General features: G+C 54.8%; 18 protein-coding genes. 10 read left to right on the top strand and 8 right to left on the bottom strand.

The genetic code is table 11. The features are described 5' to 3' along the window. Positions 1 to 252 precede the first annotated feature (252 nt). The 3 genes from brnQ (at position 253) to malZ (ending at position 5,037) form a co-directional block, all read left to right on the top strand. Positions 253 to 1,572 carry a branched-chain amino acid transporter carrier protein BrnQ gene (brnQ, locus tag ABLV12_RS21210; protein ID WP_348867307.1) on the top strand — a complete coding sequence of 440 codons (1,320 nt, stop codon included), beginning with the start codon at positions 253 to 255 and terminating at the stop codon, positions 1,570 to 1,572. Between the two features lie 123 nt (positions 1,573 to 1,695). After that, on the top strand, positions 1,696 to 3,066 hold the full coding sequence (gene proY / locus ABLV12_RS21215) for a proline-specific permease ProY (RefSeq protein ID WP_023320421.1): 1,371 nt from the start codon (positions 1,696 to 1,698) through the stop codon (positions 3,064 to 3,066). 153 nt (positions 3,067 to 3,219) lie between these two features. Then, positions 3,220 to 5,037, top strand: coding sequence for a maltodextrin glucosidase (gene malZ, locus ABLV12_RS21220; RefSeq protein WP_335269555.1), 1,818 nt, complete (start codon positions 3,220 to 3,222; stop codon positions 5,035 to 5,037). On the opposite strand, the gene ABLV12_RS21225 is transcribed toward malZ, so the two are convergent. Further along, positions 5,034 to 5,936 carry a LysR family transcriptional regulator gene (locus ABLV12_RS21225; protein WP_004099406.1) on the bottom strand — a complete coding sequence of 301 codons (903 nt, stop codon included), beginning with the start codon at positions 5,934 to 5,936 and terminating at the stop codon, positions 5,034 to 5,036. The two genes, malZ and ABLV12_RS21225, sit on opposite strands and share 4 nt — an antisense overlap. A gap of 291 nt (positions 5,937 to 6,227) precedes the next feature. Here ABLV12_RS21225 and ABLV12_RS21230 point away from each other — a divergent pair, with 291 nt between their 5' ends. The 3 genes from ABLV12_RS21230 to ABLV12_RS21240 all read left to right on the top strand — a co-directional run bounded on the left by ABLV12_RS21230 (position 6,228) and on the right by ABLV12_RS21240 (position 9,444). Continuing rightward, a complete protein-coding gene (locus ABLV12_RS21230) occupies positions 6,228 to 6,869 on the top strand; it encodes a hydrolase (RefSeq protein ID WP_004099407.1) in 642 nt (213 codons plus the stop codon). A 136-nt stretch (positions 6,870 to 7,005) separates the two neighbouring features. Then, positions 7,006 to 7,551, top strand: coding sequence for an antibiotic biosynthesis monooxygenase (locus ABLV12_RS21235; RefSeq protein WP_160885676.1), 546 nt, complete (start codon positions 7,006 to 7,008; stop codon positions 7,549 to 7,551). A gap of 24 nt (positions 7,552 to 7,575) precedes the next feature. Then, positions 7,576 to 9,444: an amidohydrolase gene (locus ABLV12_RS21240; RefSeq protein ID WP_348867308.1), complete on the top strand. Its 1,869-nt coding sequence runs from the start codon at positions 7,576 to 7,578 to the stop codon at positions 9,442 to 9,444. 74 nt (positions 9,445 to 9,518) lie between these two features. On the opposite strand, the gene fba is transcribed toward ABLV12_RS21240, so the two are convergent. The 7 genes from fba to acpH form a co-directional block, all read right to left on the bottom strand. Continuing rightward, on the bottom strand, positions 9,519 to 10,379 hold the full coding sequence (gene fba, locus ABLV12_RS21245; protein ID WP_004110975.1) for a class II fructose-1,6-bisphosphate aldolase: 861 nt from the start codon (positions 10,377 to 10,379) through the stop codon (positions 9,519 to 9,521). 29 nt (positions 10,380 to 10,408) lie between these two features. Next, positions 10,409 to 11,371, bottom strand: a complete 963-nt coding sequence (locus tag ABLV12_RS21250) for a PfkB family carbohydrate kinase (RefSeq protein ID WP_004099413.1) — start codon at positions 11,369 to 11,371, stop codon at positions 10,409 to 10,411. 68 nt (positions 11,372 to 11,439) lie between these two features. Next, on the bottom strand, positions 11,440 to 12,831 hold the full coding sequence (locus tag ABLV12_RS21255) for a PTS ascorbate transporter subunit IIC (protein ID WP_004099414.1): 1,392 nt from the start codon (positions 12,829 to 12,831) through the stop codon (positions 11,440 to 11,442). Between the two features lie 20 nt (positions 12,832 to 12,851). After that, positions 12,852 to 13,139, bottom strand: a complete 288-nt coding sequence (locus ABLV12_RS21260) for a PTS sugar transporter subunit IIB (RefSeq protein WP_004099415.1) — start codon at positions 13,137 to 13,139, stop codon at positions 12,852 to 12,854. A 5-nt stretch (positions 13,140 to 13,144) separates the two neighbouring features. Further along, complete coding sequence (locus ABLV12_RS21265; protein ID WP_004099417.1) at positions 13,145 to 13,588, bottom strand: PTS sugar transporter subunit IIA; 444 nt, start codon at positions 13,586 to 13,588, stop codon at positions 13,145 to 13,147. A 458-nt stretch (positions 13,589 to 14,046) separates the two neighbouring features. Further along, a complete protein-coding gene (locus tag ABLV12_RS21270; protein WP_004099418.1) occupies positions 14,047 to 14,649 on the bottom strand; it encodes a peroxiredoxin in 603 nt (200 codons plus the stop codon). A gap of 170 nt (positions 14,650 to 14,819) precedes the next feature. Then, positions 14,820 to 15,401, bottom strand: a complete 582-nt coding sequence (gene acpH / locus ABLV12_RS21275; RefSeq protein WP_064399069.1) for an ACP phosphodiesterase — start codon at positions 15,399 to 15,401, stop codon at positions 14,820 to 14,822. 258 nt (positions 15,402 to 15,659) lie between these two features. Between acpH and queA the strand changes: the two genes are divergently transcribed. From queA to secD, 4 genes are all read left to right on the top strand, one after another. Beyond that, positions 15,660 to 16,724 (top strand): tRNA preQ1(34) S-adenosylmethionine ribosyltransferase-isomerase QueA, encoded by a 1,065-nt coding sequence (queA, locus tag ABLV12_RS21280; protein WP_004110978.1) that lies wholly within the window; start codon positions 15,660 to 15,662, stop codon positions 16,722 to 16,724. Between the two features lie 196 nt (positions 16,725 to 16,920). Continuing rightward, positions 16,921 to 18,048 carry a tRNA guanosine(34) transglycosylase Tgt gene (gene tgt / locus ABLV12_RS21285; protein WP_004099421.1) on the top strand — a complete coding sequence of 376 codons (1,128 nt, stop codon included), beginning with the start codon at positions 16,921 to 16,923 and terminating at the stop codon, positions 18,046 to 18,048. 22 nt (positions 18,049 to 18,070) lie between these two features. After that, the gene (gene yajC, locus ABLV12_RS21290) at positions 18,071 to 18,403 is read left to right on the top strand and encodes a preprotein translocase subunit YajC (protein WP_004099423.1); all 333 of its coding nucleotides are present in this window, start codon (positions 18,071 to 18,073) and stop codon (positions 18,401 to 18,403) included. A 27-nt stretch (positions 18,404 to 18,430) separates the two neighbouring features. Continuing rightward, entirely contained in the window at positions 18,431 to 20,278 is a 1,848-nt protein-coding gene (secD, locus tag ABLV12_RS21295) for a protein translocase subunit SecD (RefSeq protein ID WP_071530320.1), read from the top strand. The last annotated feature ends 2 nt before the right edge of the window (positions 20,279 to 20,280 follow it).

A 20,280-nucleotide genomic window follows, 5' to 3' on the forward strand; every position in this document is an offset into this window, starting at 1 on the left:
AAATAGAGTCAGCATAATCATCTGCTTTTGCGATCCCTCCTTGCTTTAAAACGTTATAAGCGTTTAAATTGCCCCCCTACGGTCGCAGACAGACTGTTTTTGCGTGGTAATTCAAAAAACAATTCTTTTCCACGCCGCTTTGGGAGCATATCCCGCTGAGTTTACTGACAATGGCCGCTGTATCATCCCCAGGGGAAAGGCGCGGTATTTATCCGTTTTTACAACACCACATCCACAGGCTGTAATGAATTTATGACCCATCAGTTAAAATCTCGCGACATCATTGCGTTGGGCTTTATGACCTTCGCGCTGTTCGTCGGCGCAGGCAATATTATCTTTCCTCCGATGGTTGGCTTACAGGCCGGCGAACACGTCTGGACCGCGGCTATTGGCTTTCTGATTACCGCCGTGGGTCTGCCGGTGCTAACGGTTGTGGCGCTGGCGAAAGTCGGCGGCGGCGTAGAGAGCCTGAGCACGCCGATTGGTAAAGTTGCCGGTATCCTGCTGGCGGTGGTTTGCTATCTTGCCGTTGGGCCGCTGTTTGCGACTCCGCGTACCGCCACCGTCTCTTTTGAAGTGGGGATTGCTCCGCTGACCGGCGACGGCCCGCTGCCGCTGCTGATTTATAGCGTTATCTATTTTGCCCTGGTGATCCTCGTTTCGCTCTATCCGGGCAAGCTGCTGGACACCGTCGGGAATTTCCTCGCGCCGTTGAAAATCATCGCTCTGATTATTCTCGCCGTTGCGGCGATCGTCTGGCCAGCCGGTCCGCTGAGCCACGCGATGGAAGCCTACCGTACCGCGCCATTCTCCAACGGCTTCGTCAACGGCTATCTGACCATGGACACCCTTGGGGCGATGGTCTTTGGGATCGTGATTGTCAACGCGGCGCGTTCTCGCGGCGTGACCGAAGCCCGCCTGCTGACCCGTTACACCGTCTGGGCTGGCCTGATGGCCGGCGTGGGCCTGACGCTGCTGTATCTGGCGTTGTTCCGTTTAGGTTCCGATAGCGGCACGCTGGTGGAGCAGTCCGCTAACGGCGCGGCGATTCTGCACGCTTATGTCCAGCACACCTTCGGCGGCGCGGGGAGCTTCCTGCTGGCAGCGCTGATCTTCATCGCTTGCCTGGTGACGGCGGTAGGCCTGACCTGCGCCTGTGCGGAGTTTTTTGCCCAGTATCTGCCGTTCTCCTATCGTACGCTGGTCTTTATCCTTGGCCTGTTTTCGATGGCGGTTTCCAACCTTGGCCTGAGCCACCTGATTCAGATTTCGATTCCGGTGCTGACGGCTATCTATCCGCCGTGTATCGCACTCGTGGTATTAAGCTTTACCCGTAGTTGGTGGCATAATTCGTCCCGCGTTATTGCCCCGGCAATGTTTATCAGCCTGATGTTTGGTATCATTGACGGCATTAAAGCGTCGGCGTTTGCAGAGATTTTGCCATCCTGGACCGCGCGCCTGCCGCTGGCGGAGCAAGGGCTGGCGTGGCTGATGCCAAGCGCCGTGATGGTGATTCTGGCCGTTATCTGGGATCGCGCAGCAGGGCGTCAGGTGGCCTCCAGCGCGCACTAACCGACGCTTTACACAGGTGTTTAACCACGGGACTTCAGGTCCCGTGGTTTTTTGTTTTTTTGGTCATCCTCCCCGGTGCTTTGCCCCCGCGAAGGCCAGAGGAGAAAAACGGCATGGAACACGATGGAAAGTAGTAACAAGCTTAAGCGCGGGCTAAGTACCCGGCATATTCGTTTTATGGCGCTGGGGTCGGCAATCGGCACCGGCCTTTTCTATGGTTCGGCTGACGCGATTAAAATGGCGGGGCCGAGCGTTCTGTTGGCTTATATTATCGGCGGCGTCGCGGCCTACATTATTATGCGCGCGCTGGGCGAAATGTCGGTACACAACCCGGCCGCCAGTTCGTTCTCGCGCTATGCCCAGGATTACCTTGGCCCGCTGGCGGGCTATATCACCGGCTGGACCTACTGTTTTGAAATCCTGATTGTCGCCATAGCCGACGTCACGGCCTTCGGCATCTATATGGGGGTCTGGTTCCCGGCGGTGCCGCACTGGATCTGGGTACTCAGCGTGGTGCTGATTATCTGCGCCGTCAACCTGATGAGCGTCAAGGTCTTCGGCGAGCTGGAGTTTTGGTTCTCCTTCTTCAAAGTCGCCACTATTATCATCATGATCCTCGCCGGTTTCGGCATCATTATCTGGGGGATCGGCAACGGCGGGCAGCCGACGGGTATCCACAACCTGTGGAGCAACGGCGGCTTCTTCAGCAACGGCTGGCTGGGGATGGTGATGTCGCTGCAGATGGTGATGTTCGCCTACGGTGGGATTGAAATCATCGGCATCACCGCCGGTGAAGCGAAAGATCCGGAGAAATCCATTCCGCGCGCCATTAACTCGGTGCCGATGCGTATCCTCGTGTTTTACGTCGGTACGCTATTCGTGATTATGTCTATCTATCCGTGGAACCAGGTCGGAACCAACGGCAGTCCTTTCGTTCTGACCTTCCAGCATCTGGGTATTACCTTTGCCGCCAGCATCCTGAACTTTGTGGTGCTGACCGCTTCGCTGTCGGCGATTAATTCCGATGTCTTTGGCGTGGGGCGTATGCTGCACGGTATGGCGGAGCAGGGCAGCGCACCGAAGATGTTTACCAAAACGTCCCGTCGCGGGGTGCCGTGGGTAACCGTGATGGTAATGACTATCGCGCTGCTGTTCGCCGTTTACCTTAACTACATTATGCCGGAGAACGTCTTTCTGGTGATCGCCTCCCTGGCGACATTCGCCACCGTCTGGGTGTGGATTATGATCCTGCTGTCGCAGATCGCCTTCCGTCGCCGTCTGCCGCCGGAAGAGGCGAAGGCGCTGAAGTTTAAGGTGCCAGGTGGAGTAACGACCACGGTGATTGGCCTGCTATTCCTGGTCTTTATTATCGGTCTGATTGGCTACCATCCTGACACGCGCATCTCGCTGTACGTGGGCTTTGCGTGGATTATTCTGTTACTGATTGGCTGGCAGTTTAAAACTCGCCGCGAGCGTAAGCTGGCGAAAGCCTAGTCCTTTTCGTTCTCTTCTTGCCGGATACGCACGGGCTATCCGGCAAGCCGTTCCTCCACCCCCGCCATCCTCCCCCAATAATTCTGCCGACGATGAGTCATACGCCAGTACGCTATGGCAAGGTGTGCCCATTCTGCAAAGAGAGGAATAATGATGTTGAAGGCATGGCACCTCCCGGTTGCTCCGTTTATTAAGGAGCAGCCGGAACGACTGATTATCACGCTATGGTTAAGCGGCGAGGATCTGCCGCCGCGGGTCACGCTACGCGCGGAAGAAGATAACGAGGAGCTGTCGCTGCCGATGCGCCGCCTGCGGCAGGAACCGCATCCGGGCGTGGTGGCGTGGCGCGGGGAAATCAGCCTCGTCAACGGGCTACCGCGTCGCCGCTACAGCTTCAAGCTGCTGTGGGCCGACCGCCAGCTGTGGTTCACACCGCAGGGGTTCAATCGTTTTCCGCCGGCGCGGCTGGAGCAGTTTGCGGTTGATATGCCGGAAAGCGGGCCGCAGTGGGTGGCCGATCAGGTGTTTTACCAAATCTTCCCTGACCGCTTCGCCCGCAGCCAGTCACGCGACGCCGGGCAGGATAACGTTTATTACCACCATGCCGCCGGTCACGATATTGTGCGCAAGGCGTGGGATGAGCCGCTAACCGGCGAGGCGGGCGGCTCTACCTTCTACGGCGGCGATCTCGATGGGATCAGCGAAAAACTGCCGTACCTGAAGCAGCTTGGCGTCACGGCGCTTTATCTGAACCCGGTATTTGTCGCTCCCAGCGTGCATAAATACGATACCGAGGATTACCGTCGCGTTGACCCGCAGTTTGGCGGCGATGCGGCGCTGCTGCGCCTGCGTCACAACACGCAAAAAGAGGGGATACGCCTGATCCTGGACGGCGTGTTCAACCACAGCGGCGATTCGCATGCCTGGTTCGACCGCCATCAGCGCGGTAGCGGCGGCGCCTGCCACAACGCCGATTCGCCGTGGCGCGACTGGTATAATTTTTCTCCCGAGGGCATTGCCCACGATTGGCTGGGATATGCCAGTCTGCCTAAGCTCGACTACCGGTCGGCGACGCTGATCGATGAGATCTATGGTGGAGAAGATAGCGTGGTGCGCCACTGGCTGAAAGCGCCGTGGAGCATGGACGGCTGGCGGCTGGATGTCGTGCATATGCTCGGTGAAGACGGCGGGGCGCGTAATAACCTGCGCCATATCGCCGGCATTACCCAGGCAGCGAAGCAGGAGCGGCCGGAAGCCTTCGTGTTCGGGGAGCATTTCGGCGACGCGCGCCAGTGGCTACAGGCCGACGTAGAAGACTCGGCGATGAACTACCGCGGCTTTACCTTCCCGCTATGGGGCTTTCTCGCCAATACCGATATCTCCTACGACCCGCAGAAAATCGATGCGCAAACCTGCATGGCGTGGATGGACAACTATCGTGCCGGACTGTCGCATCAGCAGCAGCTGCGGATGTTCAACCAGCTTGATAGCCACGATACCGCGCGCTTTAAGTCTCTGTTGGGTAAAGATGTTGCGCGTCTGCCGTTGGCGGTGGTGTGGCTGTTCAGCTGGCCTGGGGTACCGTGCATCTACTACGGCGATGAAGTGGGCGTGGATGGCAATAACGATCCGTTCTGCCGTAAACCCTTCCCGTGGGATCCGGCTTTGCAGGATGGCGAACTGCTCGACCTGTACAAGCGCATGAGCAAACTGCGTAAGGCTAATCAGGCGCTACGCTACGGCGGCTGTCAGGTGATCTATGCTGAAGAGAACGTGGTGGTGTTCGTGCGAGTCTATAAGCAACAGCGCGTGCTGGTGGCGATTAACCGCGGCGCGGCCTGCGAGGTGGTGGTAGAAGATTCGCCGCTGCTTGACGTTCACGGCTGGCAGTTGAAAGAGGGCGCCGGTGATCTGCACGAGAGCGTGCTGACGCTGCCAGCGATCTCCGCCAGCGTGTGGTTTAGCCGTTAGTCATAGAGCTGGCTCAGGCTCTCGCTCTGCAAAATGGCCTCGCGCCACCAGCGCTGGGCCAGTCCGTCATTACCGCTGCGCCAGGCCATATAGGTGATATCTTTCTCGCGGCACGAGATGACGGCCTTTTCGACCAGCTCGCCGCTTTCCAGCCACCGCCGGGCAATATGGCGCGGTAAAAAGCCGCAGCCCAGCCCGGCGCGCAAGAGTTCAACTTTACTGGCGAAATCATCCACGCGGATTTGCGGCTGTTCGTCGAGCAGGTTGCTGTTGAGCGGATGACAGTAGCGGGCGCTGTCGCTGATCACGACCGCGCGGTGCAGGCTGAGCTGCTTGTTGGTCAGCGGTTGGGTCGTTTGCGCCAGCGGGTGCCCCGGCGCGATGACGAAAATATTGTCCATGGCGCCGAGCATTTTCCACGACCACTCGGCGGAGGTTGGTGGTTCATTGATCGCCCCAAGAATAATATCCGCGCCGTTGTGGGTGAGCTCTTCCCACGAGCCCGCGAGGGTATGGTGGGTAAAGTTAAGCCGGGTTTGCGGGTGCTGGGCGTAGAAAGCATCGATCAGCGGCAGCAGCGCGCTAAACGGGAAAGAGTCATCCAGCGCGATAGCCAGATCCCGCTCCCAACCGGCGCTGAGCTGCACTGCCTGCTTTTCCAGATCCTTAGCGGCATTCAGCAGCAATCGACCCTTCTCCAGCATCATTCTGCCCGTATCGGTAAATTTAGCCCGGTGGCCGGAGCGATCCAGCAGAGTGATATTCAGATCGTTTTCCAGCTTTTGGATCATGTAGCTCAGCGCCGCTGGGGTCTTAAATAGCGATTCGGCGGCGGTGGCAAAAGAGCCATGTTTGTCCAGCGCGTCGAGAATTAACAGGACATCAAGATTCAGGCGCATGCGTCAGATTCCGGTAAAAATGAGTGCCTCCGTTTTACCGGAGCGCCCTGTTCAATTCCAGTGAATAATTTAGAACGGTTAACCGTAAAAATTTGATAAACATAATTTTGCTCGTTTTGTAATGGTTAATCTAATCGCCATAACTTTTCGATTTGGAAATAAATTAGAAAAAAATCTTTAATAACTCGTTAGAAATTACTGACTATACTCACCATGCTTTATCAGTCAGGATCCAGACAGCTCAACGGCAACGGTAGTATCTTTTTAACTCATTGATTAACAGGATATGTTATGTCTATTCGTGAACTGATCGATCCCTCTAACTCGGCGCTTATTTTTATTGACCACCAGCCACAAATGGCTTTTGGTGTGGCAAATATTGACCGCCAGACCCTGAAAAATAATACGGTTGCTTTAGCCAAAGCAGGCAAAATTTTTAATGTCCCGGTAATTTATACTTCCGTCGAAACCAAAAGCTTCAGCGGCTATATCTGGCCGGAATTGCTGGCCGTCCATCCTGATGTGAAACCCATTGAACGTACCTCGATGAACTCCTGGGAAGACGCGGCTTTTGTTGAAGCGGTAAAGGCGACCGGACGCAAGAAACTGATTATTTCTGCTCTGTGGACTGAAGTCTGCCTGACGTTCCCGGCGCTGATGGCGCTGGATGCGGGCTATGAAGTTTACGTGGTGACCGATACCTCCGGCGGCACCTCGGTTGATGCCCACGAACGCTCCATTGACCGTATGGTGCAGGCCGGTGCGGTGCCGGTGACCTGGCAGCAGGTGCTGCTTGAGTACCAGCGCGACTGGTCGCGTAAAGAGACCTATGACGCGGTGATGGATCTGGTGCGCGAGCATAGCGGCGCTTACGGCATGGGCGTGGATTACGCTTATACGATGGTGCATGGCGCGCCAGAGCGTAAAGCTTAAATACACTTCATCCTTCAAGCTGCCTCTTTGTTGGCTTCGTTTGCCCGCCTCGAGGCAGCATGAACGATTTTGTGCATTGTTGTTTATGGCTAATGGCGGGGATAGCCCGCCATTCCCCTGAAGCAAGGAACTCTTAATGGCGCAGCAGAAATCGGTGACCCTGGTTATCAGTCATGTGCTCGACCCGGAGCATGGCCAACGGTATGAAGCGTGGCTGGGCAAAATTATGCCGATTGCGGCTGAATTTCCCGGTCATCTTGGCGCAAACGTGATTCGCCCGGCTCCCGGGCAGAATTTATGGAGCATTATCATTCGCTTCGACACCATTGAGCATCTTTACGCCTGGACCCAGTCGGAAACCCGGTGCGAACTGGTGGCGGAAATCGCACCGCTGCTGAGCGAAGGCGATCGTACCGAAGTCCGGACTGAACCGGCCTTCTGGTTTACGCCGCCTGCGGCGAATGTGCGCCAACCGCGACGCTGGAAGCAATTTTTAATCACCCTGCTGGTGATTTTCCCCAGTACTAACCTGGTGCCGTCGATAACCGGAATGCTGTTGCCCTCGCTGAAGGGAAGCCTGCTGCTGCACCTCATCAATGATGCCTGTGTGGTCGCGCTGGTGGTCTGGTTCTGGATGCCCATCGTGACCCGTCTGTTTGCTGGCTGGTTAAAGAAAAACTGAGCCAGCCTCCTGTAGGAGAACGTTATGTCGCAAACTGCCACACTGATCTTGACCCACGGTCGGGTTCATACTCTCGATCGTCAAAACCCCCTGGCCGATGCGGTGGCGATCGCTGACGGTAAAATCCTCGCCGCCGGTAGCCACGATCGGATCATGAGCTTTGCCGCGGAAGGGACGCAAATTATCGATCTTAAAGGTCATACGGTGATCCCCGGTCTTAACGACTCCCACCTGCACCTGATCCGCGGCGGTCTGAACTACAACCTGGAGCTACGCTGGGAGGGGGTTCCCTCGCTGGCGGATGCGCTGCGGATGCTGAAAGATCAGGCCGATCGCACACCGTCGCCGCAGTGGGTGCGGGTGGTCGGCGGCTGGAGCGAATTTCAGTTCGCCGAACGGCGGATGCCGACGCTCGAGGAGCTTAACGATGCGGCGCCGGATACCCCGGTATTTGTCCTGCACCTGTACGATCGCGCGCTGCTGAACCACGCGGCGCTGAAGGCGGTGGGCTACACCAAAGAGACGCCGGATCCGGCGGGCGGCGAGATCGTTCGCGACGGCAACGGTAATCCTACCGGCATGTTGATTGCCAAACCCAACGCGATGATCCTCTACTCAACGCTGGCCAAAGGGCCGAAGCTACCGCTGGAACTGCAGGTCAACTCAACGCGCCAGTTTATGCGCGAGCTGAATCGTCTGGGGCTAACCAGCGCTATCGATGCTGGAGGCGGTTTCCAGAACTACCCGGAAGATTATGAAATTATTGAACAGCTGCACGCCAAAGAGCAGATGACCGTGCGGATCGCCTATAACCTGTTTACCCAGCGACCTAAGCAGGAGCTGGAAGATTTTGAGCGCTGGACCGATATGCTCAAGCCGGGACAGGGCACCGACTTTTACCGCGCCAACGGCGCCGGGGAGATGCTGGTTTTCTCGGCGGCGGATTTTGAAGATTTCCTGCAGCCGCGTCCGGACCTCCCGGAGGGAATGGAAGATGAGCTGGAGCGGGTGGTGCGCCACCTGGTAGAGCACCGCTGGCCGTTCCGCCTGCACGCCACCTACGATCAATCCATCAGCCGGATGCTCGACGTCTTCGAGAAGGTAAATCGCGAAATTCCGTTCAATGGTCTGCACTGGTTCTTCGATCATGCGGAAACCATCACCGAACGCAATATCGAACGCGTCAAAGCGCTGGGCGGCGGCATAGCGGTTCAGCACCGTATGGCTTTCCAGGGCGAATACTTTGTCGACCGCTACGGTAAAGATGCGGTCAAACATACGCCGCCGGTGGCGAAAATGCTCGAGCTGGACGTTCCGGTGGGACTGGGGACGGATGCTACCCGCGTGGCGAGCTACAATCCGTGGACCGCGCTCTACTGGCTGGTTTCCGGACGTACCGTCGGCGGAATGGCGATGTACGACGACAGCAACCGCCTGCCGCGCGACGTGGCGCTGGAGCTGTGGACGGCGGGAAGCGCGTGGTTCTCAAGCGAGCAGGGTAAGAAAGGGCGCATTGAACAAGGCCAGCTTGCCGATCTGGTGGTGCTGTCGAAAGACTATTTCAGCGTCGCGGAAGAGGAAATTAAGGGGATCGAGTCGGTACTGACGGTCGTTGACGGCAAGGTGGTGTACGCCGCCGGCCACTTTTCGCCGCTGGCGCCGCCGCCCATTCCGGTGCTGCCAGAGTGGTCACCGGTGGTGAAGGTGCCGGGTCATTACCGTTCCGCGCCGCCGACCGCCGCGAAAATCGGCGCGATAGTTCAGATGCACCAGTGCTGCGGCAGCTGCGGCGTACACGGGCATCAGCATGATATTGCGCGCCAGTCGGCGATTCCGGTTGCCGATGAGCAGGCGTTCTGGGGCGTACTCGGCTGCTCCTGCTTTGCGTTTTAGCACCAGCTCAACCCGCCCCGGTATTGTCCGGCGGCGGGTTCCCTTCCTGACGAAAGCGCTTGTCTTTCCGTTTTTTAATAGCGGTTCTGTGAACCAAAAAGCGCGATGCGCCGCGCAATCATTTCGCGTACCGGTTTCAGTCCCTGATTAATCACTTTGCGCGGGTCGTTCACGTCATGACCGGTATCGGCGGCAAACAGGGCTTTCACCTCCTGACACCAGGCGTACATATTTTCGGTATTGACGTTGATTTTGGCCGTACCGCAGGCGATGGCTTTACGCATGTCGTCATCGGCAATACCGGTACCGCCGTGCAGGACCAGCGGAACATTGACTCGCTCAGAAATGGCTTTCATCTCCGTAAAACCCAGTTTGGCTTTGCCTTTATACAGTCCATGGGTCGAACCCAGCGCCGCCGCCAGGCAGTCAACCTGAGTTTCTTTCACCAGGGTGTAGCACTCCTCAGGGTCGGCGTAGATGACCGCCGAATTGACGATGCCATCTTCGCTTCCGGCAATCGTCCCCAGCTCCGCCTCGACGGAGATGCCTTTGCTGTGCGCCAGCGCAACCAGATGGCGAGTGATGGCGAGGTTTTCGCTGAACGGCAGATGTGAGCCGTCAAACATAATGGAACTGAATCCGGCCTCGATAGCCGCCTCGCAGGCCTCGCGGGTGGTACCGTGGTCCAGATGCAAAGCCACCGGAATATCAATATGTAAATAATCCATGGCATTGACCACGATGTCATGAATACATTTTAATCCCAGCATATGTTTCACCGTACCGCCGGAAACGCCTAAAATAATGGGCGATCGCAGTTGTTGTCCGGTACTTAATACAGCGCCGACCCACTCAAGATTATTAATATTGAATTGCCCTACGGCATAACCGTCCCGTAGGGCATGCTGAAGCATGTCCTTCATAGAAACTAACATAGTCACCTCGTGTTATTAATTAATAGCAATCATTCATCAAAATATTGCTTTAAGTTTCTTTCATAGCTATTTAAAGAATTGTGAACGACGGCAAGATCCGGCATCGATTCACGTACACCTTTTTTCTCAATAGAAATAGCGGCGGTGAGGCTGGCGAATAAAATAATATTGTCAATGTGCCAGGAGTAGTGAACGCCGTAGGTAAAAGCGCCATGGAATACGTCTCCCGCGCCGGTGGTATCAACAGCATTGCACAGCCAGGAGGGAACTATTTGCAGCATCCCGCTCTTTAAAAATGCGCAGCCTTTTTCACCAAGGGTAATAAAGGCTTCGCCGCGGCAAATTTTATTAAGCTCAATGAGCGCCGCCTTAATTTCTGCTTCAGTACTCAGGGCGCGATATCCCATATAGTCCCGGGCAAAATGTTCACTGACCACAAAATAATCGGTCCAGGCCGCCAGCTTAATATTACTGGCGCGTAGTGAGCCGCCATCCATGACTACCCGAGCGTTTGGCAGTTTCTTAATTAAATACTCGCTGATCTCGGCTTCATGGCCATCCACTAATAGCGTTACCGGTTCTTCAGCGGCGATGAGCCGTTCGGCTAAATCATCGAGCTTGAGCTTCTGATCGTAGGTCAGCGACGGCGGCGTCTGCATTTTACGGGTGATGATCGTCCGCGAACCCGTCAGGCGATTGACCAGCACCGAAGCCAGGGGGGTGATCATTTCATCAGAAAAGACCACCTGACTGGTATCAACGCCCGCTTCGGCAAATTCAGCAATAATTCGCTGGCCGTAAAGATCCTGATTCAGATGGCCGATGTAATAGACATCCTCCCCCCAAAGCCCCAACAGCCATGCCGCATTCGCTGCCGGCCCGCCGCCGCTTTCAATAAAATCGTGACAGAAATTTTTGGTATTCTCCTGCGGCCATTCATTTAAAAAGAAAAACTGATCAAAACATGAAAACCCGATGGACAAGATAGCCATAACCACTCCTGATTATTTTGTCAGCTGCGGGAAGAGAGGTTCCTTCCCGCAGGGAAAAATGAAACCGCTTATTCATTTTTCTTATCCGCAGTGAGCTCCTCATAGCTGAGCGTGTCACCGACCACGCGAACTGAACGAAAGCAGAATGGCACCAGCAGTGCGACGATCAGTGCCAGACAAATCAAATAGATAGTAATCTGGCCAAACTGGGTGAAAGCGTTGCCGATGATGATGCCCCAAACCGCGAAGTCGAAGTCGGCGAAGGTGCTATTTTCAAAGCCCAGATTACCCAGCGCCGGCAGCAGCATCGCCGGAAGGAAAGCAAGGAAGATACCGCCGATAAATGAGGCGATGATGCAGCCGCGTTTACCGCCCAGCTTATCGGCGAAAACACCGGAGGTGCCGCCGCAGAAGAAGTGCGGCACCATGCCCGGAATAATCAGCGCCATACCCAATCCGCCAAGAAAAAGCATGCCGACCAGTCCACCAATGAACGAGCTGATAAAGCCGACGACGACCGCGGTTGGGCTAAAGGTGAAGAATACCGCGCAGTCAACGGCGGGGATGGAGTTGGGGATCAGCTTCTGGCTAATTCCCTGGAACGCCGGTACCAGATCGCCGAGGATCAGCCGCACGCCGTTGTAGACGATAGCGACGCCAACCGCAAACTGCAGGCCGGTCAGGACAGAGAAGATCAGCATATTTTGATCCGTAATGGTGCTGAGATACTCGCTACCGGCGACGGCGCTGCATACAAAGTAGATGACGAACATGACGATCCCGGTGGTGACCGTGGTATCGCGCAGAAAGCCCCATTTCTCTGAGATTTCGGTATCGGCGAACGAGTTCGCCGGGTTGCCGGTTTTGGTGGCGATCCACGCTGAAATGTAGTAGCCCAGAGAACCAAAATGTCCCATCGCAATACCGCCATCTTCGGTGACCTGCTTGGTATAGCGCTGGCCAATGGCCGGAGATATCGCCGACCATGAGCCGAGCAGGAATCCGCCGATGAGCACCAGCATCCAGCCGCGGAATTCCGCCGCCTGTAGCACCGCTGAGAACAGACAGGCAAGGAAGAAAGAGTGATGGCCGGTAAGGAAGATATATTTATACTTAGTGCAGCGGGCAATAAGCAGGTTAAAAATAAAACCTAACAGTAGAATACTCATGGTTTCTACGCCCAGCACCTTCTGGGCGACGGAGACAATGGCCTCGTTGTTAGGAATAACGCCACGGATATTAAACCCGGCTTCGATAATCCCACCCAGCGGATTGAGGTTAGCAACGATAACCCCTGCGCCGGCGCTTAGCATTAAATAGCCCAGGATAGGCTTTAAGGTGCCGGTGAGTAATTTATTTCCGGGGGAGCGCAGCGCCACTAAACCGACAAATGCGATAATCCCCATCAGAAATGCGGGTTGACTAAATATTTCCGATAAGAAACTAAGAATAGCCTGCATGATCGTTCCCTCAATAATGATTAAGAGTGAGTCGCAGCAATTTTGGTGAGTGCTTCGGTAATATCCTCGGCGATTTTCGCTTTATGCACGTAGCTGCGAATAATGGCGACATTACAATGCGCAGGAAATTGGTTTGCCAGCTCTTTAATTGTGACGTAAAGGTCAGCTTTTTCTCCAACAGCGTTGGCAAAATCAACGGAGGCGACGTCGGCTTTAATACCCAATTCATCACAGATCTTTTTGACATTATTCGCAGCCATTAATGAACTGCCAATACCGTTACCACAAACTGTTCTGATAACTAACATAATGACTACTCCATTTGTTGTTGGATGAAATGTAATACTGAATCGATATCATTGGCCTGCTGAAGGAAGGTCACAATGTCAGACTCAATCAGCGAGGCTATTAGCTGAATCATTTTTATGTGGCTATCGGCATCCGCGCCGGCGATGGCGATGATGACGTTAACCGGATCAAACTCCTCATGGCCAAAGACGATTGGCTGCCTGCTGGTGACTAAAGAGAAGCCCGTGCGCAAGGCGCCTTTTTCTGGCCGGGCATGAGGCATCGCCAGGCCGTAGTCGATAACAATGGCGGGACCAAAATCCTGATAGACCTCAACCATTTCATTCACATATTCCGGATGACATATATTTTGTTGAGTCAGCAGCTTTCCGGCGAATTCGATACCCTGTACGGCGTTGGAAATATCCTGCTTAAGCGCAACCAGTTCAGCGTTAAAAATAATATCCATCATCCGATCCTTACTGGGTTCATATTCTTGAACTCGATCATGACCAAATATATCAATAAAAATTATGGGTTAGATCACAGATGGATTTTTAAATATTGAAGTCGATCACACTGACGGCAAAAGTGAATTACTTTATCGGTTCTGAGGTTTTTTATTATCTTGTTTAATATCAATTGGTTGTGTTTTTTCTTTTTGCCGGTAAGAAAATGGGAGCAGGAGCCAATGGTTAAATCGCTGAATTTAAAATGAAGAAATGTAATACTCATCACAAATATTGGGCGGTTTTTTTTACAAAGTTTGAACGAGATAGCAAAAAAAGCCCTGACGGAGGATCTTACTTATTCGTGACATCAATATTTGTATGCTGATGAGTTAAAAAGCTGTGGCGAGCGGGTAACTCCAGGCGGTAAAAACAAAAAAGGCCCGCATCTGCGAGCCTTTTGCTGAACGTTTGCCGATTACAGGCTGGAAACGTTCTCGGTCAGGTATTTAGCCACGCCTTCCGGAGAAGCGGCCATCCCTTCTTTTCCTTTTTCCCACTGCGCCGGGCAAACTTCGCCGTGCTCTTCGTGGAACTGCAGCGCGTCAACCATGCGCAGCATTTCGTCGATGTTACGGCCCAGCGGCAGGTCGTTAACGACCTGGTGGCGAACAACGCCGTTGGCATCGATCAGGAAGGAACCGCGCAGGGCAACGCCTTCGTCCGGGTGCTCGATACCGTACGCTTTCTGGATTTCGCGTTTGATGTCCGCAACCATCGCGTATTTCACCGGGCCGATGCCGCCCTGGTCCACTGGAGTGTTACGCCATGCGTTATGGACGAACTCGGAGTCAAAAGAAACGCCAACCACTTCGACGCCGCGTTTCTGGAATTCTTCGTAGCGTTTGTCAAAAGCGATCAGTTCGGACGGGCAAACGAAGGTGAAGTCCATCGGCCAGAAGAACAGAACGGTCGCTTTACCGCTGGTATGCTGTTTGAAGTTGAATTTCTCAACGATTTCGCCGTTACCTAAAACTGCCGCCGCGGTGAAGTCCGGAGCCTGACGAGTAACCAGAACCATATGATTCTCCTGTTAATACTAAGGTTAATTGGAACGCAACGCGGGCAAGTATAGGGAGAGGGGCTGGGGAACTCAACGCGACGCTGACAATCGCTGAGATAGTTTTTGCCTATCAATCGTTATTTAAAAACGCTTTTCAGAATAGCCTTTTCCGCCAAAAGCGCAATCATTTATAGTTCGCGTTTTTCCGCCTGCGTCATCATCTGCGGATAAAAGCGCCAGAACTGCCGCTCAAGACGATCGTAGTGGGTATCCAGATCTTGCCAGGAGTCGCGCAGGGCATCGAGTCGCGGGCGGCGGCTGGCCATCCCGTTCAGCACGCGCTGAATAAAATCCATATCCCGGTAACGTTCAAGCCAGCGCTCCGACCACAGATAGTCATTGAGATTGATAAAGCGCGGCGGGGAGGCTGGGAGGATCGGCGTGACCTGGGCGTGAGCGTAGCGGATAAACTCCGGCAGCGGCAGTTCCGGCGACAGCTGCGCCCAGTGGCGTGACAAAAAATGGTCCCACATCACATCCAGCGTAATGGGGGCAACCCGGCGCGTTTCGGCGCGGAACCACGCCTTGGCTTCGGTGACTTCCGGCAGGTTATCGGTCAGCACATCGATCCGGCGGTGCATAAAGATGCCCTCCACGACGTCAGCCGGCCACTCATCAGCGGGATTGCCGCGAACGAAATCGGCCAGCAAATTGCCGGAAAGGGAGCTATCGGCGAGATGAGCAAGATGCAGGTGCGCGAGAAAATTCATATAAACTTCATCCTTCAAACTGCCTCTTTGTTGGCTGCTGAGTTACTCGTCTCATCCATGAGACTGGCCCTTACGGGCCGCCGCTGCGCGGCGTTCAAATCTGTTCCTGGCAGATTTGTCACTCACTCAGTTGCTGTTTCGATGCATCTTGAATGATTTTGTGTATAGATTATGTTATTCATCCCGAGGGGTAAAGGTTGCAGGGATAACCTCCCGGCACTAGACTACCCGCCTCTTTATTAAGTCTGAGTTACCGTCATGCGCGTTGCCGATTTTTCCTTTGAATTACCTGAATCCCTGATTGCCCACTATCCGATGCCTGAGCGCAGCAGCTGCCGCTTGCTGTCATTAGACGGGCCGACAGGCGCGCTGACGCACGGTACTTTCACTGATTTACTCGATAAGCTCAACCCTGGCGATCTGCTGGTATTTAATAATACCCGCGTGATCCCGGCCCGTCTGTTTGGCCGTAAAGCCAGCGGCGGCAAGATTGAAGTGCTGGTTGAGCGGATGCTCGATGATAAGCGTATTCTGGCACATATTCGCGCTTCGAAAGCGCCGAAACCGGGCGCAGAACTGCTGCTCGGCGACGATGAAAGTATTAAAGCGACCATGGTTGCACGTCACGACGCGCTGTTTGAAGTTGAGTTCGATGACGCGCGCAGCGTGCTGGATATTCTCAACGCTATCGGCCATATGCCGCTGCCGCCGTATATCGATCGTCCTGACGAAGACGCCGACCGCGAGCTGTATCAGACCGTCTATAGCGCAAAACCGGGCGCCGTTGCCGCGCCAACCGCCGGCCTGCACTTTGATGAGCCGCTGCTGGCGAAGCTTCGTGAAAAAGGCGTGGAGATGGCCTTCGTCACGCTGCACGTTGGGGCCGGAACCTTCCAGCCGGTGCGCGTAGACAGCATTGAAGATCACATCATGCACTCTGAATATGCCGAAGTGCCGCAGGAGGTGGTCGATGCGGTGCTGGCGGCAAAAGCGCGCGGCAACCGGGTGATTGCCGTCGGGACGACGTCGGTGCGTTCGCTGGAAAGCGCGGCGCAGGCGGCAAAAAACGACCTGATTGAGCCTTTCTTCAACGATACGCAGATTTTCATCTACCCGGGCTATCAGTACAAAGTCATCGATGCGCTGGTGACCAACTTCCATCTGCCTGAATCGACGCTGATTATGCTGGTCTCTGCTTTTGCCGGCTATCAGCATACGATGAACGCCTATAAGGCTGCGGTAGAACAAAAATATCGCTTTTTTAGCTACGGGGACGCGATGTTTATCACGTACAATCCGCAGGCTATTTTTGAGCGTCCCTAAGAAGGCGATCTCACTCGCCATTTTGACGCCAGGCAGTAATCGCCATCCTCACGGACACGGCGTACGCTCCGGTGGCTGTGCGCTGAGCGATTGCAAACTGGCTGCGCCGATGACGCCTTCAGGAATTTATTAGCTATGGAATCATTCCGTAGCGAATCGTTAAACGTCAGACTGTTTTTCTGACGCAGGAGTGATAATGAAATTTGAGTTAGATACTACCGATGGTCGCGCGCGTCGCGGCCGTCTTGTGTTTGAGCGTGGCGTTGTTGAAACGCCAGCCTTTATGCCGGTTGGCACCTACGGCACCGTAAAAGGGATGACGCCGGAGGAAGTCGAAGCGACAGGCGCGCAAATCATCCTCGGTAATACTTTCCATCTGTGGCTGCGTCCTGGTCAGGAGATCATGAAGCTGCACGGCGATCTGCACGACTTTATGCAGTGGAAAGGGCCGATCCTCACCGACTCCGGCGGCTTCCAGGTCTTCAGCCTTGGCGATATTCGCAAAATCACCGAGCAGGGCGTGCACTTCCGTAACCCGATCAACGGCGATCCGATTTTCCTCGATCCGGAAAAATCAATGGAGATTCAGTACGATCTCGGCTCCGACATCGTGATGATCTTCGACGAATGTACGCCATATCCGGCGGACTGGGACTACGCTAAGCGCTCAATGGAAATGTCCCTGCGCTGGGCGAAGCGCAGCCGCGACCGTTTTGACGGCCTCGGCAACAAAAACGCGCTGTTTGGTATCATTCAGGGCAGCGTTTACGAAGATTTACGTGATATCTCTGTTAAAGGTCTGGTAGAGATAGGCTTTGATGGCTACGCTGTCGGCGGTTTGGCTGTCGGTGAGCCGAAGGCAGATATGCATCGTATTCTGGAGCACGTCTGCCCGCAAATCCCGGCCGACAAACCGCGATACCTGATGGGCGTCGGTAAGCCGGAAGATTTGGTCGAAGGGGTGCGCCGCGGGATCGATATGTTCGACTGCGTCATGCCGACGCGCAACGCGCGCAACGGCCACCTGTTCGTCACCGACGGCGTGGTGAAAATCCGCAACGCGAAGCATAAGAGCGATACTTCGCCGCTGGATGCGGAGTGCGATTGCTACACGTGTCGCAACTATTCACGCGCTTACTTGCATCATCTCGACCGTTGCAACGAAATATTGGGCGCGCGTCTCAATACCATTCATAACCTGCGATACTATCAGCGCTTAATGGCTGGTTTACGCAAGGCTATCGAAGAGGGTAAATTAGAGAGCTTCGTGACCGATTTTTACCAACGTCAGGGTCGAACCGTTCCACCTTTGAACGTTGACTAATTTTAATAATGAGGGAATTTCAATGAGCTTTTTTATTTCTGATGCGGTAGCAGCAACCGGTGGCGCGGCGCAGGGCAGCCCGATGTCTCTGATCCTGATGCTGGTGGTGTTTGGTCTGATTTTTTACTTCATGATCCTGCGTCCACAGCAGAAACGCACCAAAGAACATAAAAACCTGATGAACTCCATCGCTAAAGGCGATGAAGTGCTGACGAACGGTGGCCTGGTTGGGCGCGTCACTAAAGTTGCCGAAAGCGGATACATCGCTATCGCACTGAACGACACCACTGAAGTGGTTATCAAACGTGACTTCGTAGCTGCCGTTCTGCCGAAAGGCACCATGAAGGCGCTGTAATTACCCATTTTCCCTAAGGGAACTGCCGTGTTAAACCGTTATCCTTTGTGGAAGTACGTCATGCTGGTCGTCGTTATTGTCGTCGGCTTAGTGTATGCGCTTCCCAACCTGTATGGTGAGGATCCGGCCGTTCAAATCACTGGCGCGCGCGGCGTCGCCGCCAGTGAGCAAACGCTGATCCAGGTCCAGAAAACACTACAAGAAGAAAAAATTACCGCGAAGTCTGTGGCACTGGAAGAGGGCGCAATTCTTGCGCGCTTCGACACCACTGATATCCAGCTGCGCGCGCGCGAAGCGCTGATGGGCGTGCTGGGTGACAAATACGTCGTGGCGCTTAACCTTGCTCCGGCAACCCCGCGCTGGCTTGCGGCCCTGTATGCCGAGCCGATGAAGCTGGGTCTTGACCTGCGCGGCGGCGTGCACTTCCTGATGGAAGTCGACATGGATACCGCGCTGAGCAAGCTGCAGGAACAAAACATCGACAGCCTGCGCAGCGAACTGCGTGATAAAGGCATTCCTTACGCGACCGTGCGTAAAGAAGACAACTACGGCCTGAGCATCGCCTTCCGCGATAGCGCCGCGCGCGACCAGGCTATCTCCTACCTTAGCCCTCGTCATCGCGATCTGGTTATTTCCGCTCAGGGCAGCACTGGCCTGAAAGCCGTGATGACCGACGACCGTCTGAAAGAAGCCCGCGAATACGCCGTACAGCAGAACATCAATATCCTGCGTAACCGTGTAAACCAGCTGGGCGTTGCCGAACCTCTGGTTCAGCGTCAGGGTGCCGACCGTATTGTGGTTGAACTGCCGGGTATCCAGGACACGGCGCGAGCCAAAGAGATTCTTGGCGCGACCGCGACGCTGGAGTTCCGTCTGGTTAACACTAACGTTGATAGCGCCGCAGCGGCTTCCGGTCGCGTTCCGGGCGACTCTGAAGTGAAATATACCCGCGAAGGCCAGCCGGTTGTGCTGTACAAGCGCGTGATCCTCACCGGTGACCACATCACCGACTCGACGTCGAGCATGGATGAGTACAACCAGGCGCAGGTTAACATCTCCCTCGATAGCGCTGGCGGCAACATCATGTCTAACTTCACCAAGGACAACATCGGTAAACCGATGGCGACCCTGTTCGTGGAGTACAAAGACAGCGGTAAGAAAGATGCCAACGGTCGTGCGATTCTGGCGAAAGAGGAAGAGGTGATTAACATCGCCAATATCCAGTCTCGTCTGGGTAACAGCTTCCGTATTACCGGCATCAGCAATGCGACCGAAGCGCGTCAGCTCTCTCTGCTGCTGCGTGCAGGTGCGCTGATTGCGCCGATTCAGATTGTTGAAGAACGGACTATCGGCCCAACCCTGGGGATGCAGAACATCAAACAGGGCCTGGAAGCCTGTCTGGCCGGTCTGGTGGTCTCTATCCTGTTCATGATCTTCTTCTACAAGAAGTTCGGCCTGATTGCGACCTCGGCGCTGATTGCCAACCTGGTGCTGATTGTCGGCATTATGTCCCTGATTCCGGGGGCAACGCTGACTATGCCGGGGATTGCGGGGATCGTGTTAACCCTTGCGGTAGCGGTCGATGCGAACGTTCTGATTAACGAACGTATTAAAGAAGAGCTGAGCAACGGGCGTTCCGTGCAGCAGGCGATTGACGAAGGATATCGCGGCGCGTTCAGCTCCATCTTTGATGCCAACATTACGACGCTTATCAAAGTCATTATCCTGTACGCGGTCGGTACCGGTGCCATTAAAGGGTTTGCGATTACCACCGGTATCGGTATTGCGACCTCAATGTTTACCGCTATCGTCGGCACCCGTGCCATCGTGAACCTGCTGTACGGCGGCAAGCGCGTTAAAAAGCTGTCTATCTGAGG

It is taken from the genome of Klebsiella sp. CN_Kp100, from assembly GCF_040065315.1.
Classification (GTDB): domain Bacteria; phylum Pseudomonadota; class Gammaproteobacteria; order Enterobacterales; family Enterobacteriaceae; genus Klebsiella; species Klebsiella oxytoca.

Bases quoted from the DNA above. Each gene is read 5' to 3' on its own strand.
- brnQ (WP_348867307.1), top strand. From the start codon at position 253: ATGACCCATCAGTTAAAATCTCGCGACATCATTGCGTTGGGCTTTATG.
- proY (WP_023320421.1), top strand. From the start codon at position 1,696: ATGGAAAGTAGTAACAAGCTTAAGCGCGGGCTAAGTACCCGGCATATT.
- malZ (WP_335269555.1), top strand. From the start codon at position 3,220: ATGTTGAAGGCATGGCACCTCCCGGTTGCTCCGTTTATTAAGGAGCAG.
- ABLV12_RS21225 (WP_004099406.1), bottom strand. From the start codon at position 5,936: ATGCGCCTGAATCTTGATGTCCTGTTAATTCTCGACGCGCTGGACAAA.
- ABLV12_RS21230 (WP_004099407.1), top strand. From the start codon at position 6,228: ATGTCTATTCGTGAACTGATCGATCCCTCTAACTCGGCGCTTATTTTT.
- ABLV12_RS21235 (WP_160885676.1), top strand. From the start codon at position 7,006: ATGGCGCAGCAGAAATCGGTGACCCTGGTTATCAGTCATGTGCTCGAC.
- ABLV12_RS21240 (WP_348867308.1), top strand. From the start codon at position 7,576: ATGTCGCAAACTGCCACACTGATCTTGACCCACGGTCGGGTTCATACT.
- fba (WP_004110975.1), bottom strand. From the start codon at position 10,379: ATGTTAGTTTCTATGAAGGACATGCTTCAGCATGCCCTACGGGACGGT.
- ABLV12_RS21250 (WP_004099413.1), bottom strand. From the start codon at position 11,371: ATGGCTATCTTGTCCATCGGGTTTTCATGTTTTGATCAGTTTTTCTTT.
- ABLV12_RS21255 (WP_004099414.1), bottom strand. From the start codon at position 12,831: ATGCAGGCTATTCTTAGTTTCTTATCGGAAATATTTAGTCAACCCGCA.
- ABLV12_RS21260 (WP_004099415.1), bottom strand. From the start codon at position 13,139: ATGTTAGTTATCAGAACAGTTTGTGGTAACGGTATTGGCAGTTCATTA.
- ABLV12_RS21265 (WP_004099417.1), bottom strand. From the start codon at position 13,588: ATGGATATTATTTTTAACGCTGAACTGGTTGCGCTTAAGCAGGATATT.
- ABLV12_RS21270 (WP_004099418.1), bottom strand. From the start codon at position 14,649: ATGGTTCTGGTTACTCGTCAGGCTCCGGACTTCACCGCGGCGGCAGTT.
- acpH (WP_064399069.1), bottom strand. From the start codon at position 15,401: ATGAATTTTCTCGCGCACCTGCATCTTGCTCATCTCGCCGATAGCTCC.
- queA (WP_004110978.1), top strand. From the start codon at position 15,660: ATGCGCGTTGCCGATTTTTCCTTTGAATTACCTGAATCCCTGATTGCC.
- tgt (WP_004099421.1), top strand. From the start codon at position 16,921: ATGAAATTTGAGTTAGATACTACCGATGGTCGCGCGCGTCGCGGCCGT.
- yajC (WP_004099423.1), top strand. From the start codon at position 18,071: ATGAGCTTTTTTATTTCTGATGCGGTAGCAGCAACCGGTGGCGCGGCG.